This is a genomic window from Streptomyces sp. NBC_00306, from assembly GCF_036169555.1.
GTDB classification, from domain to species: Bacteria; Actinomycetota; Actinomycetes; order Streptomycetales; family Streptomycetaceae; genus Streptomyces; species Streptomyces achmelvichensis.
This window is the reverse complement of the sequence record NZ_CP108032.1, coordinates 3,258,543-3,273,409: the sequence shown is the minus strand read 5'-3', so window position 1 is coordinate 3,273,409 and position 14,867 is coordinate 3,258,543. Positions and strand designations below refer to the sequence as shown.

Annotated in this window: 14 protein-coding genes; 5 read left to right on the top strand and 9 right to left on the bottom strand. The window is 73.1% G+C overall.

All coding sequences use genetic code 11. The features are described 5' to 3' along the window. Window positions 1-9: 9 nt before the first annotated feature. Window positions 10-474 (bottom strand): SRPBCC family protein, encoded by a 465-nt coding sequence (locus OHA05_RS14395; protein ID WP_328860781.1) that lies wholly within the window; start codon window positions 472-474, stop codon window positions 10-12. Between the two features lie 54 nt (window positions 475-528). After that, the gene (locus tag OHA05_RS14390; protein WP_328860780.1) at window positions 529-1,842 is read right to left on the bottom strand and encodes a diaminopimelate decarboxylase; all 1,314 of its coding nucleotides are present in this window, start codon (window positions 1,840-1,842) and stop codon (window positions 529-531) included. A 136-nt stretch (window positions 1,843-1,978) separates the two neighbouring features. Here OHA05_RS14390 and hutU point away from each other — a divergent pair, with 136 nt between their 5' ends. The 4 genes from hutU (at window position 1,979) to hutI (ending at window position 7,503) form a co-directional block, all read left to right on the top strand. Beyond that, window positions 1,979-3,691, top strand: coding sequence for a urocanate hydratase (hutU, locus tag OHA05_RS14385; RefSeq protein ID WP_313945927.1), 1,713 nt, complete (start codon window positions 1,979-1,981; stop codon window positions 3,689-3,691). 26 nt (window positions 3,692-3,717) lie between these two features. Further along, entirely contained in the window at window positions 3,718-4,908 is a 1,191-nt protein-coding gene (locus tag OHA05_RS14380) for an allantoate amidohydrolase (protein WP_328863394.1), read from the top strand. Beyond that, window positions 4,899-6,236 carry a formimidoylglutamate deiminase gene (locus tag OHA05_RS14375; RefSeq protein ID WP_328860779.1) on the top strand — a complete coding sequence of 446 codons (1,338 nt, stop codon included), beginning with the start codon at window positions 4,899-4,901 and terminating at the stop codon, window positions 6,234-6,236. The genes OHA05_RS14380 and OHA05_RS14375 overlap by 10 nt, the downstream gene beginning before the upstream one ends. Before the next feature lie 97 nt (window positions 6,237-6,333). Next, entirely contained in the window at window positions 6,334-7,503 is a 1,170-nt protein-coding gene (gene hutI, locus OHA05_RS14370; RefSeq protein WP_313945929.1) for an imidazolonepropionase, read from the top strand. Here the strand turns inward: hutI and OHA05_RS14365 are convergent. Then, complete coding sequence (locus OHA05_RS14365) at window positions 7,482-8,348, bottom strand: SDR family oxidoreductase (protein ID WP_328860778.1); 867 nt, start codon at window positions 8,346-8,348, stop codon at window positions 7,482-7,484. The two genes, hutI and OHA05_RS14365, sit on opposite strands and share 22 nt — an antisense overlap. A 74-nt stretch (window positions 8,349-8,422) precedes the next feature. Here OHA05_RS14365 and OHA05_RS14360 point away from each other — a divergent pair, with 74 nt between their 5' ends. Next, the gene (locus tag OHA05_RS14360) at window positions 8,423-9,112 is read left to right on the top strand and encodes an aspartate/glutamate racemase family protein (protein WP_328860777.1); all 690 of its coding nucleotides are present in this window, start codon (window positions 8,423-8,425) and stop codon (window positions 9,110-9,112) included. 60 nt (window positions 9,113-9,172) lie between these two features. Here OHA05_RS14360 and OHA05_RS14355 read toward each other — a convergent pair whose 3' ends face one another. Genes OHA05_RS14355 through OHA05_RS14330 form a run of 6 tightly spaced genes read right to left on the bottom strand, consistent with a single transcriptional unit; the run spans window position 9,173 to window position 14,620 of the window. Continuing rightward, complete coding sequence (locus OHA05_RS14355) at window positions 9,173-10,378, bottom strand: cytochrome P450 family protein (protein ID WP_328863393.1); 1,206 nt, start codon at window positions 10,376-10,378, stop codon at window positions 9,173-9,175. 26 nt (window positions 10,379-10,404) lie between these two features. After that, window positions 10,405-11,736, bottom strand: a complete 1,332-nt coding sequence (locus tag OHA05_RS14350; protein WP_313945932.1) for a cytochrome P450 — start codon at window positions 11,734-11,736, stop codon at window positions 10,405-10,407. Continuing rightward, window positions 11,733-12,389, bottom strand: a complete 657-nt coding sequence (locus OHA05_RS14345; protein ID WP_328860776.1) for a GTP-binding protein — start codon at window positions 12,387-12,389, stop codon at window positions 11,733-11,735. Before OHA05_RS14345 ends, OHA05_RS14350 begins: the two co-directional genes overlap by 4 nt. Next, window positions 12,367-12,726, bottom strand: a complete 360-nt coding sequence (locus OHA05_RS14340; RefSeq protein WP_313945934.1) for a DUF742 domain-containing protein — start codon at window positions 12,724-12,726, stop codon at window positions 12,367-12,369. The genes OHA05_RS14345 and OHA05_RS14340 overlap by 23 nt, the downstream gene beginning before the upstream one ends. After that, the gene (locus OHA05_RS14335; RefSeq protein WP_313945935.1) at window positions 12,723-13,169 is read right to left on the bottom strand and encodes a roadblock/LC7 domain-containing protein; all 447 of its coding nucleotides are present in this window, start codon (window positions 13,167-13,169) and stop codon (window positions 12,723-12,725) included. The genes OHA05_RS14340 and OHA05_RS14335 overlap by 4 nt, the downstream gene beginning before the upstream one ends. Beyond that, window positions 13,166-14,620 carry an ATP-binding protein gene (locus OHA05_RS14330; RefSeq protein WP_443043694.1) on the bottom strand — a complete coding sequence of 485 codons (1,455 nt, stop codon included), beginning with the start codon at window positions 14,618-14,620 and terminating at the stop codon, window positions 13,166-13,168. Before OHA05_RS14330 ends, OHA05_RS14335 begins: the two co-directional genes overlap by 4 nt. Window positions 14,621-14,867 lie beyond the last annotated feature (247 nt).

Genomic DNA, 14,867 nt, shown 5'->3' with positions numbered 1-14,867 from the left:
CGCCCCGGATCAGGTGCTGCGGCCCTCCACCGCGGCCGCCACGTCGTCGAGGTCCTTCGCGATCGCCTTGGCCACCGCCCGCGCGCCGAGCGGACCGAGGACCTTGGCCAGCAGCCCGGCGAACCCTCCGGGCGGCTCGGCGCTGAAGGTCATCCGCACCTGCGTCGCGTCCGGACCCTCCGCCCGCAGCAGGAACTCCGAGACGTAGTGCGCGCCCTGCGAGTCCGCCTCCGCCACATAGCGGGCGGGCGGCTCGCTCGCCGTCACGTAGATCTCCTCGGTCGCCTGCTTGCCCATCATGCGCCGGGTCTCGCGCCACCGGGTGCCGACGCCGAACGGGCCGGGGGAGAGCACCTCCACCGCGTCCACACCGCTCAGCACCTTCGGCGCGTTCTCCAGATCCGTCAGGGCGTCCCAGACGGCGGCCTGCGGGGCCGCGATCCGGCGCTCGACGACAACACTCGTGTTGGCCATGCTCACAGGAAAGCAGCCGGGTACGACAATCGCCCCCCGGCCGCCCGCCACGGACTACAGCAGCGCGTCCGGCCGCGCGCCGCCCGACTCGGCGACGATCTCGGCCATGGTCTGCGGAGCCCGCACGACCGAGAACCGCACCGCGTCGTCCGGGCCGGCGGTGTACCCGTGCACCCCGGGCCGCGGCAGGCTGTTGTAGCCGTAGTGGCTGGAGAAGTAGTACGCGCCGGTGTCGAGCGCGGCGATCACATCGCCCTGCTCCAGCCGCGGCAGCGCCCGGGCCTCGGCCAGCAGGTCCCCGGCGAAGCAGGCCGGTCCCGCGACATCCTGCACGACGCTCTCGCCCGTCCGGGGCCGCCCCTTGGCGTCGTAGGCCTCGATGCGCAGCGGCCAGGACGCAGGGTCGTAGACGGTACGGGTGGCGACCTGCACGCCGGCGTGGGTGACCGCGACGGGCCGCCCGCCCGAGGTCTTGGTGTACTCGACGCGGGCCAGGATCAGCCCGTGCTTGGCGAGCAGCGACCGGCCGAATTCGGTCACCAGGCCGTAGCGGCCGTCGAGCAGCCCCGGCACCCGCTCCCGGAGCAGCCGTGCGTACTCGGCGAAGGACGGGGTCTGCTCGTCGGAGGCGAAGTTGACCGGAAGCCCGCCGCCGATGTCCAGGGTGTCGATCTGCTGCCGGCCGGCGGTCCGGTTGATCTCCTCGGCGAGGTCGTACGCCGCGGCGACGCCCTCCGCCATCAGCGCCAGAGGTACGCCCTGCGAGCCCGTGTGCGTGTGCAGCCGGGTCAGCCAGGGCCGGTCGAGATACGCGCGGACGACGCTCTCGCGGGCGCCCTCGTCGCGCAGCGCGACGCCGAACTTCGAGGTGGCCGTGGCGGTGGAGAGCGCTTCGATGGCCCCTGAGCCGACCTGGGGGTTGACGCGCAGTCCGACCGGTGACGTGCTGCCCGCCGACCGTACGAGGGCGTCGATGCGCGCGAGTTCCTGGGGGTTGTCGGCGTTGACCGCGATGCCGAGGGCGAGGGCCTCGCGCAGCTCGGCGGGGGTCTTGGCGGGGGAGTCGAGCACGATGCGCTCGGGGCGTACACCCGCGGCCCGGGCCAGCGCCAGCTCGCCGGGGCTCGCGACCTCCGCCCCGATGCCCTCGTCGTCGAGCAGCGCCAGCACGGGCACGAGGGGCGCGGCCTTCACCGCGAAGGCGTGCAGCACGGGCGCGTCGGTCACGGCGGCGAAGGCGTCCCGCAGGGCGGCGGCACCGGTGCGGATCCCGGCCACGTCGAGGAGGGCCGCGACGGGTTGCTCCTCGGTGAGAAGGCCCTGCTCGACGGCTGCTCGTACGGCTCGGTCCCGGCGTTCGGAAGACATGTGTGCCAGCCAATCATCCGGCGGGACCGGGTGCAGCTGTTGACTAAGACTATTCAGACCTCCAGGATGTGAATAGAAGCGGCAACATTCACCGTCGCACCAGCAGTCGCAGTCGCAGTCGCGAGGAGGCATCGCCATGTCAGGACCCCTCCCACCCGTCCCCCACCACCGCCCTCAGCCGAGGCCCTCCGGGCCGCCCTCCACTCCGGTACGGGCACCGCGCGGTACGGAACTGAGCGCCCTGGGATGGCAGCAGGAAGCCGCCCTCCGCATGCTGCAGAACAACCTCGACCCCGAGGTCGCCGAGCACCCCGACAAGCTCGTCGTCTACGGCGGCACCGGCAAGGCCGCCCGCGACTGGCGCTCCTACGACGCCATGGTGCGCACGCTGCGGACGCTCAAGCAGGACGAGACGATGCTCGTCCAGTCCGGCCGCCCCGTCGGCGTCATGCAGACGCACGAGTGGGCCCCGCGTGTGCTCATCGCCAACTCCAACCTGGTCGGCGACTGGGCGAACTGGGAGGAGTTCCGGCGCCTGGAGTCCCTCGGCCTCACGATGTACGGCCAGATGACGGCCGGCTCCTGGATCTACATCGGCACCCAGGGCATCCTCCAGGGCACGTACGAGACCTTCGCCGCGGTCGCGGCCAAGAAGTTCGGCGGCACCCTCGCCGGGACGATCACCCTCACCGCCGGCCTCGGCGGCATGGGCGGCGCCCAGCCGCTCGCCGTGACCATGAACGACGGCGTCGCGATCTGCATCGACGTCGACCCGCGCGCCATCGACCGCCGTATCGAGCACCGCTACCTGGACGTGCGCGCCGACTCCCTGGAGCACGCGCTCCAGCTGGCGACCGAGGCGCGGGACGCCCGCCGCCCGCTCTCCATCGGCCTCCTCGGCAACGCGGCGGAGCTGCTGCCGCGGATGCTCGCCGAGGGCGCGCCCGTCGACATCGTGACCGACCAGACCTCGGCGCACGACCCGCTGGCGTACCTGCCGCTCGGCGTCGACTTCGACGACATGGCCTCCTACGCCGCCGAGAAGCCCGCCGACTTCACCCAGCGCGCCCGGGAGTCCATGGCCCGGCACGTCGAGGCGATGGTCGGTTTCATGGACGCCGGTGCCGAGGTCTTCGACTACGGCAACTCCATCCGCGGTGAGGCCCAACTGGCCGGTTACGACCGGGCGTTCGACTTCCCCGGCTTCGTGCCCGCCTACATCCGGCCGCTGTTCTGCGAGGGCAAGGGTCCCTTCCGCTGGGCGGCCCTGTCCGGCGAGGCCTCGGACATCCACAAGACCGACAAGGCGATGCTCGAGCTCTTCCCCGAGAACGAGTCGCTGCACCGCTGGATCAAGATGGCCGGCGAGCGGGTCCACTTCCAGGGCCTCCCGGCCCGTATCTGCTGGCTCGGCTACGGCGAGCGGGACCGCGCCGGCGAGCGGTTCAACGACATGGTGGCGAGCGGCGAGCTGGCCGCCCCCCTCGCGATCGGCCGCGACCACCTGGACTGCGGCTCGGTGGCGTCCCCGTACCGCGAGACCGAGGCCATGCTCGACGGCTCGGACGCCATCGCGGACTGGCCGCTGCTGAACGCGATGGTCAACGTCGCCTCCGGTGCGTCCTGGGTCTCCATCCACCACGGCGGCGGTGTCGGCATGGGCCGCTCCATCCACGCCGGCCAGGTCTCGGTGGCCGACGGCACCAAGCTCGCGGGCGAGAAGATCCGCCGCGTGCTGACGAACGACCCGGGCATGGGCGTCATCCGGCACGTCGACGCGGGCTACGACATCGCCGAGTCCGTCGCCGACGACAAGGGCGTCCGCGTCCCGATGCGGGAGGAGGCGTGAGCGACGCCGGTGGCTCGTTCCACTCGATGTGGGCCGAGCTCGCCCCCGTGGGGCGGCACGCGGAGACCAAGGGCTACCGGCGCCACGCGTGGACCGGGGCCGATGCCGACTGCCGGACCTGGTTCCAGGAGCAGGCCGAGGCCCGCGGCCTCGCCTACGAGACCGACCGCAACGGCAACCAGTGGGCCTGGCACGGCGACCCCCAGGCCGGCAACGCCGTCGTGACGGGCTCGCACCTCGACTCCGTCCCCGACGGCGGAGCCTTCGACGGCCCGCTCGGTGTGGTGTCCTCCTTCGCCGCGCTCGACGAACTCCGTCGCAGGGGAGCGGAGTTCACCCGGCCGGTGGCCGTCACCAACTTCGGTGACGAGGAGGGCGCCCGCTTCGGCCTCGCCTGCGTCGGCTCCCGGCTCAGCGCCGGGCAGCTGACCAAGGAGACGGCGTATCAGCTCCGGGACGGCGACGGCGTCTCGCTGCCCGAGGCCATGGAGGCGGCGGGCTACGACCCCGAGACGATCGGGCCCGACCCGGAGCGGCTCGCCCGGATCGGGGCGTTCGTCGAGCTGCACGTCGAACAGGGCCGCGCGCTCGACCTGTCCGGCGACGCGGTGGGCATCGCCTCCGCCATCTGGCCGCACGGCCGCTGGCGGTTCGACTTCCACGGCGAGGCGAACCACGCCGGCACCACCCGCCTCGTGGACCGCCGCGACCCGATGCTGACGTACGCGGAGACCGTCCTGGCCGCCCGTCGCGAGGCCGAACTCGCCGGCGCGGTCGCCACCTTCGGCAAGATCTCCGTCGAACCGAACGGCGTCAACGCCATCCCGTCACTGGTGCGCGGCTGGCTGGACTCACGCGCCGCCGACCAGGCCACCCTCGACACCGTCGTCGCCGCGGTCGAGCAGGCCGCCAAGGAGCGCGCCCAGCGCGACGGCGTCGACCTCACCGTCGTACGGGAGTCCTTCACGCCAGTCGTCGAGTTCGAGCACGCCCTGCGCGACGAGCTGAACCGGATCCTCGGCGGACGGGTGCCCGTCCTCGGCACGGGCGCGGGACACGACGCCGGAATCCTCTCCGGCTCGGTCCCGACCGCCATGCTGTTCGTACGGAACCCCACGGGTGTCTCGCACTCCCCGGCCGAGTTCGCGGCCGAGGAGGACTGCGTGGCCGGGGTACTGGCGCTCGCCGACGTACTGGAGGGTCTCGCGTGCCGCTGACGACGTACTGGGCCGAGCACGCCTGGCTGGACAGCTATGTCGAGCCGGGTGTGGCACTGGACGTGCGAGACGGCCGGATCGTGGCCGTCCGCACCGGCGTCGGGGCACCGGAGCCCGGCGCCGTGGCGCTGCGCGGGCTGACGCTGCCGGGCCTCGCCAATACGCACTCGCACGCCTTCCACCGGGCGCTGCGCGGCACCGTCCAGGTCGGCTCGGGCACGTTCTGGACCTGGCGCGAGGTGATGTACCAGGTGTCGTCCCGGCTGACCCCGGAGACGTACCACGCGTTGGCGCGGGCGGTGTACGCGGAGATGGCGCTGGCGGGGATCACCGCGGTGGGCGAGTTCCACTATCTGCACCACGGGCACGGCGGGGTGCCGTACGCGGACCCCAACGCCATGGGCGAGGCCCTGATCGCGGCGGCCGCGGACGCGGGCATCCGCATCACCCTGCTCGACACGGCCTATCTGTCGTCCGGCTTCGGCAAGGCGCCCGACGCCCACCAGCTCCGGTTCTCCGACAAGACCGCGGACGCGTGGGCGGCGCGTGCCGCGCTGCTCAAGGACAGCGACCAGGTGCGGATCGGCGCGGCCGTCCACTCCGTACGGGCGGTGCCGGCGGCGCAGCTCGAGACCGTCGCCGCCTGGGCGTCCGCCCGGCGGGCCCCGCTGCACGTCCATCTCTCCGAGCAGACGGCCGAGAACGACGCCTGCCGCGCGGCGCACGGCGTCACCCCGACGCGGCTGCTCGCCGACCACGGTGTGCTCGGCCCCCGGACGACGGGCGTGCACAACACCCATCTGACGGACGAGGACATCGCGCTCATCGGCTCCACCGGCACGGGCACCTGCATGTGCCCGACCACCGAACGCGATCTTGCCGACGGCATCGGCCCGGCCGCCGCCCTCCAGCGCGCCGGATCACCCCTCTCGCTCGGCAGCGACAGCCACGCGGTGATCGACCTGCTGGAGGAGGCGCGGGCGATGGAGCTGAACGAACGCCTGCGGACCCGGACCCGGGGCCACTGGACGGCGGCGGCGCTGCTGCGGGCCGCAACCGGCGACGGGCACGCGGCACTGGGCTGGCAGGAGGCGGGACGCCTGGAGACCGGCGCGCTCGCCGACTTCACGACCGTGGCCCTGGACTCGGTCCGCACGGCGGGCCCGGTGGCGCGGCTGGCGGCGGAGACGGCGGTGTTCGCCGCGACCTCGGCGGATGTACGGGACACGGTGGTCGCGGGCCGTCATGTGGTGCGCTCCGGCACCCACACACTGGTTCCGGACGTGGCATCGGCCCTGGCGGAAGCGATCACCGGGCTGAGGGCCTGAGGCCTGGAACGCCTGAGCGCGCGCGGCCGCCGGCATCGCCGGCGCCGCGGGCGCGGGGCCGGATGCGCCCCGGTACGGAACGACCCGAGAGGACCCCATGAGCACGCTCGTCACCAATATCGGCAGCCTCGTCACCAACGACCCCGCCCAGGGCGACGCCACCCCCCTCGGCCTCGTCCTCGACGCCGCCGTCGTCATCGACGGCGACCGCATCGCGTGGGTCGGAGCGGCCGCGGACGCCCCCGCCGCCGACGAGGCCTTCGACGCCGGCGGCCGCGCCGTGATCCCCGGGTTCGTCGACTCCCACTCCCACCTCGTCTTCGGCGGCGACCGCACCGCGGAGTTCAACGCCCGCATGTCCGGCCGCGCCTACTCCGCCGGCGGCATCCGGACCACCGTCGCCGCCACCCGCGCCGCGAGCGACGCCGCCCTCGAGGCGAATCTGACCCGCTATCTCGACGAGGCCCTGCGGCAGGGCACGACCACCTTCGAGACCAAGTCCGGATACGGCCTCACCACCCACGACGAGGCCCGCGCCCTGCGCATCGCCGCGCAGCACACCGAGGAGGTCACCTACCTCGGCGCGCACATCGTCTCGCCCGACTACGCCGACGACCCCGCCGGCTACGTCGACCTGGTCACTGGGGAGATGCTCGACGCCTGTGCGCCCCACGCCCGCTGGATCGACGTCTTCTGCGAGAAAGGCGCCTTCGACGGCGACCAGGCACGCGCGATCCTCACGGCGGGCCGGGCGAAGGGCCTCATCCCCCGCGTGCACGCCAACCAGCTCAGCTTCGGCCCCGGGGTCCAGCTCGCCGTCGAACTCGACGCGGCCAGCGCCGACCACTGCACGCATCTCACGGACGCGGACGTCGACGCGCTCGCGAGCGGCGGTACGGTCGCCACGCTGCTGCCCGGCGCGGAGTTCTCGACCCGGGCCGTGTGGCCGGACGCGCGCCGGCTGCTCGACGCGGGAGCCACCGTGGCGCTGTCGACCGACTGCAACCCGGGCTCGTCGTTCACCTCGTCGATGCCGTTCTGCATCGCCCTCGCCGTACGCGACATGGGGATGACCCCGGACGAGGCGATCTGGTCGGCGACCGCGGGCGGCGCGGCCGCCCTGCGCCGAACCGACATCGGCCGGATCGCGCCCGGCGCCCGTGCGGACATCGCCCTGCTCGACGCGCCGAGCCATGTCCATCTCGCCTACCGTCCCGGCGTGCCGCTGGTGAGCGACGTGTGGCGTCAGGGCGTCAGGTGCCGGTAGGCGTCCGGGTTCTCGGCCAGGTAGCGGGCGAGGCTCTGCGCGGGACGCCCGGTCAGCTCCGGCACCGCGCCGGAGACCTCGGCCATCTCCCCGTTCGCGATGGCCTCGTAGGAGGTGACCCAGCCGGTCACCTCCCAGTCCTCGGCGCCGTAGCCGGCGCGTGAGGCGTAGGCCTGCTGCCGGGTCTCGTTCTCGTAGCGGACCGTGCGGCCGGTGACGCGGCTCAGTTCGGCGGCCACCTCGGTCAGCGAGAGGGCCGCCGGTCCGGTGATGTCGTACGTCCGGCCGTCGTGGCCCTCCCCGAGCAGCACGCTCACCGCCGAGTCCGCGATGTCGTCGTGGGCGACGGCCGAGACCCGTCCCTCGCCCGCCGGCCCGCGGATCACCCCGTCCGCCCCGGCCATCGACGCCAGTGCGAGCAGATAGAAGCTGTCGCGCAGGAAGGTGTGGCGTACTCCCGAAGCCCGGATGTGCTGCTCGGTGTGCCAGTGGTCGCGGGCGAAGGTGAACGTGGCGTCCGGCGAGGCACCGAGGAAGGACACATACACGATCCGGCCGACGCCCGCCGCGACGGCCGCGTCGACGGCGGTGGTGTGCTCCCTCACCCGGTCCCGCGCCTCGTGCGCGGAGACGAGGAAGAGGGTTCCCGTGCCCTCGCACGCCCCGCGCATCGCCTCGCCGTCCCCGTACGGGGCGCCCGGCGCGATCGATGACCCCGCGATCCGTGGCAGTCGCGCCGGATCCCGTCCCAACAGACGCACCGCGGCGCCCTGTTCGGCGAGACGACGTGCGACACGGCCGCCGATGCGGCCGCCGGCTCCGGTGACGGCGATGACCTCAGACATGCCCTCCAGTGTCGGTCACCCCGGCCGGGGGCCGCAGCTCGCCCCGCCGCCCGCGGGGCTGGCACAGTGAAGCGATGAGGACCATCGGGCTGATCGGCGGCATGAGCTGGGAATCCAGCGCGGAGTACTACCGGCTTCTCAACGAGTTCGTCCGCGAGAGGCTCGGCGGTCTGCACTCCGCCCGGTGCGTACTGCACTCCGTCGACTTCGCCGACATCGAGGAGCTTCAGGCCGCGGGGGAGTGGGAGCGGGCGGGCGAGATCCTCGCCGACGCCGCGAAGGGGCTGGAGGCCGCGGGCGCCGAACTCCTGCTGATCTGCACCAACACCATGCACAAGGTGGCGGGGCAGGTCGAAGCGGCCGTTTCCGTCCCGCTGCTGCACCTGGGGGACGCCACCGCCGACGCCGTACGGTCCGCGGGCCTCGGCAAGGTCGGGCTGCTCGGCACCGCCTTCACCATGGAGCAGGACTTCTACCGCGACCGGCTCGCGGGGCACGGGCTCGACGTCATCGTCCCGGACGCCGCAGGGCGCGCTCTGGTGCACCGGGTGATCTACGAGGAGCTCTGCCTCGGTGTCGTACGCGAGGAGTCCCGTACCGCCTACCAGGAGGTCATCGCCGCACTGGTCGCGGAGGGCGCGGAGGGCGTCATCCTCGGCTGCACCGAGATCGAGCTGCTGATCGGGGCCGGGGACAGCCCGGTGCCGGTGTTCCCGACGACCCGGCTGCACGCGCAGGCCGCGGTGGACGCGGCGCTGCGCTGAGCGAGGCGCGGGGGCTGCCGGGCTGCCGTACCCGCTGGAACCGCGCCCCGACCCGCCGTGTCAGCCCCCCGGCCGCACCGGGAGCTTCTGCACGCTGTTGCCCACGAAGCTGGCGTGGCGCGGCAGTTCGCCGTCGGGCACCGCGAGGTCCAGCTGCGGGAAGCGGGTGAACAGCTGCTCCAGCGCGATCGTCGCCTCCATCCGGGCCAGCGGCGCGCCCAGACAGTAGTGCGCGCCGTGACCGAGGGAGAGATGCCGGGTCGCGGCGGTGCGCGTGATGTCGAAGCGGTCCGCGTCCGGCCCGTGCGCGGCCGCGTCGCGGCCGGCCGCCGAGTACCCGGCCAGCACCGGTGTCCCCTGGGGGATCACGGTCCCGTCCAGCGTGATGTCGCGGGTGGGATAGCGGAACGGGAAGAAGCTGACCGGGCTGTCCCAGCGCAGCGTCTCCTCCACCACGTCCGCCCAGCCCGCCTTGCCGGACTGCGCCAGCTCCAGCTGGTCGCGGTGGGTGCACAGGGCGCGCACGGCGTTGGTGATCAGGTTCAGCGTGGTCTCGTGACCCGCGATGATCATCAGCAGCAGGGTGCCGATCAGCTCCTGGCGGCTGAGCCGGTCGCCGTCCTCCTCGCGGGCCGCGATCAGCGCGCTGGTCAGATCGGTGCCGGGGTCCTGCATACGGGTCGCGGCCACCGTGGCGAGGAGTTCCACCATCTCGCGGTTGGCGGCCATCGCCTCCTCGGGACCGATGGAGGTGCTCACGACCTGGTTCGACAGATGGTGCAGCCGGTCCTGGTGCTCGGCGTCCACGCCGAGGAGTTCGCAGATCACGCCCATCGGCAGCGGGAGCGCGAAGTGGGTGCGCAGATCGGCGACTCCGCCGCCCGCCGCGGCCGCGTCGGCGAGGCCGTCGAGCAGCTCGGCGGTCACCGTGGCGATCCTCGGCCGCAGCGCCTCCACCCGGCGGGCGGTGAACGCCTTGCTCACCAGCGACCGCAGCCTGCGGTGGTCGTCCCCGTCGGCGGTGGTCATCCCCTGCACGGTGGCGAAGGTCTTCAGCGGCCAGCCGTCGGGTATCTCACCGGCCTGGAGCGCGGCGAAGTGCGCCGCCCCCTTGGCGACGTCGGGCCGGGCGAGGAACTCCTTGAGTGCCTCGTGCCCCAGGACGGCCATGGCCGGGACGTCGCCGGGCAGGACGACCTCGGCCACCGCGTTCTCGGCGAGCAGCCGGGCGTTGGCCGCGTGCGGGCAGCCACCGGCCGGGTCCATGCGGTGCGGCGTGCTGGGGGAGGTGTTCAACGGGGCTCTCCTGACTGCGGGAAGGTCGGCGAGAAGGCCTGCTGCTCTGCGGTGGGGGACTGCGCGGCCTGCGGCAGCTGCGGCTCGGTGAACCGCACCGGCAGCGCCGCCAGCCCCTTGCTCCAGGGCGACTTGATCCACCCCAGGTCCGACTCCGGTACGGCCAGCTCCAGATCGGGCAGCCGGTGCCGGATGGTGTCCACGGCGGTACGGGTGATGAGCCGGGCCGGGTCCTGCGCCGGGCAGGTGTGCGGACCCGCGCCGAACGCCAGGTGCGAGCGGTTGCCGGTCACCGGGACGCCGTCGGGCGGCAGGACCTCGGGGTCCTGGTTGGCTCCCGCGAGGCCGAGGAGGAGCATGTCGCCGGTGCGGATGTGCTGGCCGCCGAACTCCAGGTCCCGGGTGGCGTAGCGGGCGGGGAAGTTCTGCGTCGGCGGGTAGCGCCACAGCACCAGGTCGAGCGCGTCGTCCACGCTCAGGTGCCCGCCGGTGAGCGAGGAGCGGAAGGCCGGGTCGCACAGCAGGATGCGCAGCGTGGTCGCGATCCAGTTGACGGTGGTCTGGTTGCCGGCCACGAACATCACCACGAGGTTGTGCAGCACCTCCTCGTCGGTGAGACGGGCCGGGTGGTGCAGCAGGGACGAGGTGACGTCGTTGCCGGGTCTGCGCCGCTTCTCCTCGATGAGGCCCTGGAGGATCGTGTTCATGCGCTGGGCGGCGTTGACGGAGTCCGCGTTGGCGGCGACCATCCCGGCGATCGCCTGCACCAGCTGCTGGCCGGTCCGTTCGTCCAGGCCGAGCAGGCCGGTGATGACCTGGAGCGGCAGCTTGCGCGCGTAGTGCGGCACCAGGTCCGCCTCGCGGCGGTCGGCGAAGGAGGCGATCAGCCGCTCGGCGGTGGCCCGTACGCTGCGGCGCAGTTCGTGCCCGTTGATGCAGGCCAGTGCGTGCGAGACGGCGGAGCGCATCCGGCGGTGCTGCTGCCCGTCGGTGAACAGCAGCGCGGGCCGCCAGCCGACCATCGGCATGATCGGCGAGTCGAGCGGCACCCGTCCCTCGCGCAGCAGGGTCCAGCGGCGCGGGTCGTGCGAGAAGTCCTGCTCCTCGCGGGTGAGCCGGAGCAGTTCGCGGTGGCCGAGCACCAGCCAGGCCTGCATGCCGGGCGCGATGGTCACCGGCGCCACCGGGCCGTGTTCACGGCGCAGCTTCTCGTAGAAGGCGGGCATGGTGTCGCCGTCGAGGTCCGGGCCGTACAGCGGGGTGGCCACCGGGCAGCGCCCGCCGGCCGGCGGACGGGAGGTGCCGGTGGGCGGGGGCGGGACGGTCATGACGACTCCGTGGCGGCGTTGATGAGGTGGCTGACCAGAGCGATCAGTGCTCCGACCGACGAGCGGGCGTCCCGGGCGTCGCAGGTGACCAGCGGGGTCTCGGGGAGCAGGTCGAGCGCTGCCCGCAGCTCCTTCTCGTCGTGCTGCGGGCTTTCCGGGAAGAGATTGACGGCGACCGCGAACGGCAGCCCGAGGTCCTCCAGATTGCCCAGGGCGTCGAAGGAGGCTTCCAGGTCACGGGTGTCGACCAGGGCCAGCGCGCCGAGCGAGCCCTTGGCGAGGTCCCGCCAGGCGGGCAGGAAGCGCGGCTGGCCCGGGGTGCCGAACAGATAGAGCACCAGATCGCCGTCGATCGTCATCCGGCCGAAGTCCAGGGCGACGGTGGTGGTCGTCTTGCCGCTGTGGACGTGGGTGTCGACCCGGGCGCCGGCCCGCGTCATCATCGCCTCGGTCGACAGCGGCGCGATCTCCGAGACGGTGCCGATGAGCGTCGTCTTGCCGACCCCCAGCGGTCCGACGACGAGGATCTTCGCGGCGCCCGCGACGCTGGGGGTGACGTACTTGCCCGGCTGGGCGACCGGGGGCGGGCCCGGGTGTCCCGCTGCGTCACCCGGCGCCCGGCCCGGGGCGTCAGAGGCGGCTTTCGAGGCCATGGAGGACCTTTCTGAGCATGGTCACATCGGTGCGTTCGGCCGGCGGGACGGGCGGGCGGACCACGATCAGTCCCCACTCGACGAGATCGGACAGCAGTACCTGGACGACCGAGGGCGGCTGGCCGATGTGGGCCGCCACCTCGGCGACCGACAGCAGCCCCTGGCACTGGGCCAGGATCATGTGGTGCTCCGGCTGGAGGGACGCGGGAAAGGCGGCGTCCGTGGCCATCACGAGGGTCTCCCAGGACAGCGGCTCACCGCCGCTGTCCGAGCGTCCCCCTGTGATCACATACGGGCGTACCGCCGATGTGGTCCGTTCCTCCGGGCGGTCGGTCATGACGAATCGGTCACCGGGTCCCGCGGCTGGCTGGCCAGGTGCGCGCCGATCTTCGCGACCAGCAACTGCATCTGCTGGGCGACCAGTCCGACATCGGCACTCGGGTCGGTGGCCACGCCCAGATGCGCGCCCACTCCCGCGTGGGTGAAGAGCACGAAGCCGTGCTCGGACTCCAGCATCAGCTGACGGACCCCGGCGCCGCCGCCGAACAGCAGCGCGGCGGTGGAGCGTCCGGTCATCGTCATCGCGGCGCAGGCCGCGGAGAGCGCCTCGGCCTCGCCCACGCTGAGCGAGGCGACGGGGCCCGAGAGGTTCTCCGCCGACGCGTGTCCGAGGCGCAGCCCGTCCTCGGAGACCACCACCGCGTGCCGGACGCCCGGGATCTCGGTCAGCGGTCGCAGCATCCAGCCCAGGTCGGGAAGTCTGGTTATGGTCCCGGTCACGGCCGGCCTCCATCGCTTTCGTCGTACGGGTCGGTTGTGGTGTCCTCCACGGCAGCGCGCCCGCGGCGCGAACCGGAGACCACACTGGCGATCGACGCCCGAGCGGCCTCCGGGGTCCAGGCAGGCCCGTCGGGTGCGGCCGGCGCGGGTGGCGGTGCCTGGAGGGCCTGCTGGGCGGCGGCCTCCACGGCGGCGCCGCGGCGGCTGCGCCGGCGAGGCAGCGCCCCCGGCGCGGCATGCCCCTGGAGGGCTGCCTGTTGAGCTGTGCCGTGCGGCGATGTGTGGGTGCCGGGCCGGTCGGCCCGGGACACGGAGACGGTGCCGCGGTCGGTGACGTCGGAGAAGTGCGACAGCGGCTCGGTCAGCAGCCGGTACGGCACGAAGGTCACCGCACGGGTGCCGCCGTACGCGGACGCTCCCGTCAGTTCCACCTTGAAGCCGAGCTCCCGGCTCCAGCGCCCGACGCAGGCGAGACCGAGGCGCGGCACCGCGCCGAGGTTCGCCAGGTCCATCTCCTCGCGCAGCCGGGCCTGGGCCTGGTGGAGCACGTCCGGCGGCATGCCGAGCCCGGCGTCGTCGATCTCCACGACGGCGCCTGCGCCCACCTCGCGGACGGTGACGACGACCTGGGTGCGGGAGGGGGAGAAGACCGTGGCGTTCTCCAGGAGTTCGGCGACGGCGTGCATCAGGCCCTCGACCGCGGGCGGGACGACGTAGAGCGTCTGGCCGCCGTGCACGTCGATCCGGCCGAACTCCACGATCCGGGACTGTGCGCCGCGTACGCAGTCGTAGAGCGAGACCGGCCGGGTCTCGCGCCGGGCCGGCCAGATGCCGCACATCACCAGCAGGGTCTGCGACTTGCGGGTCATCTGGGCCGCCGCGTGGTCGGCCTTCATGACCTCGGCCATCAGCCGCGGGTCGTCGATGGTCTGCTCGACGCGGTCGAGCACCTGCTGCTGGACGGTGGCCATGGCGTGCATGTTGCGGGCGACCGACTCGAAGGCCGCCTGGACGGAGTCCCGCAGCGCCCGTTCGCGGCGCACGGCGTCGTCCGAGCCGAGCGCGTCGACCACGGCCGTCAGTGCACGGGCGAACTCCTCGCCGGTGTGCGCGGCGGGTGCGAGCGGGCCCGGCACGGTGTCCAGCCGCTGGCCCGTGCGCAGCCGCTCGGTGATCGCGGGCAGCCGGACCGCCGCGAGGTGGGCGATCTCGGCGCCGCGGGCGGCCGCGGTGCGGCGGTCGAGGTCGCGTCCCGCCCGCTCCAGCGCCAGCTGCCGTGACAGCATCACGGCCCAGGCGATCACCAGCACCGCGACGGCGGCGCAGCCGCCGGCCAGGATCTGCCGCCACTCGGCGTCGGCCGCGGCCCGGCCGGTCAGCGCGGCTCCGGCGGCGGCGACGATCAACGCGACGGGCCACCACACCCCCGGCCCGGCGCCCGCCCGGCTCACCACGACGACCTCGAATCGGCGTCTTTGCAGACCACGACGTTGATCACGATCACGGAGCTGAGCCCTTCCAGGACACACAAAGCTCCCCAGGGGGGTCGGGAGCAGTCAGATCCTACGATCAACCGGTCTCGTTCGAAGTGCAGTTGGCCAATCCCCGCCACATTGGTGCACAAGCCTGCCCGTCACTCGGACATCGCACGTAACCTCACGGCCTGGAACTGCACAACTCCGTCACAAGATGGGTGAT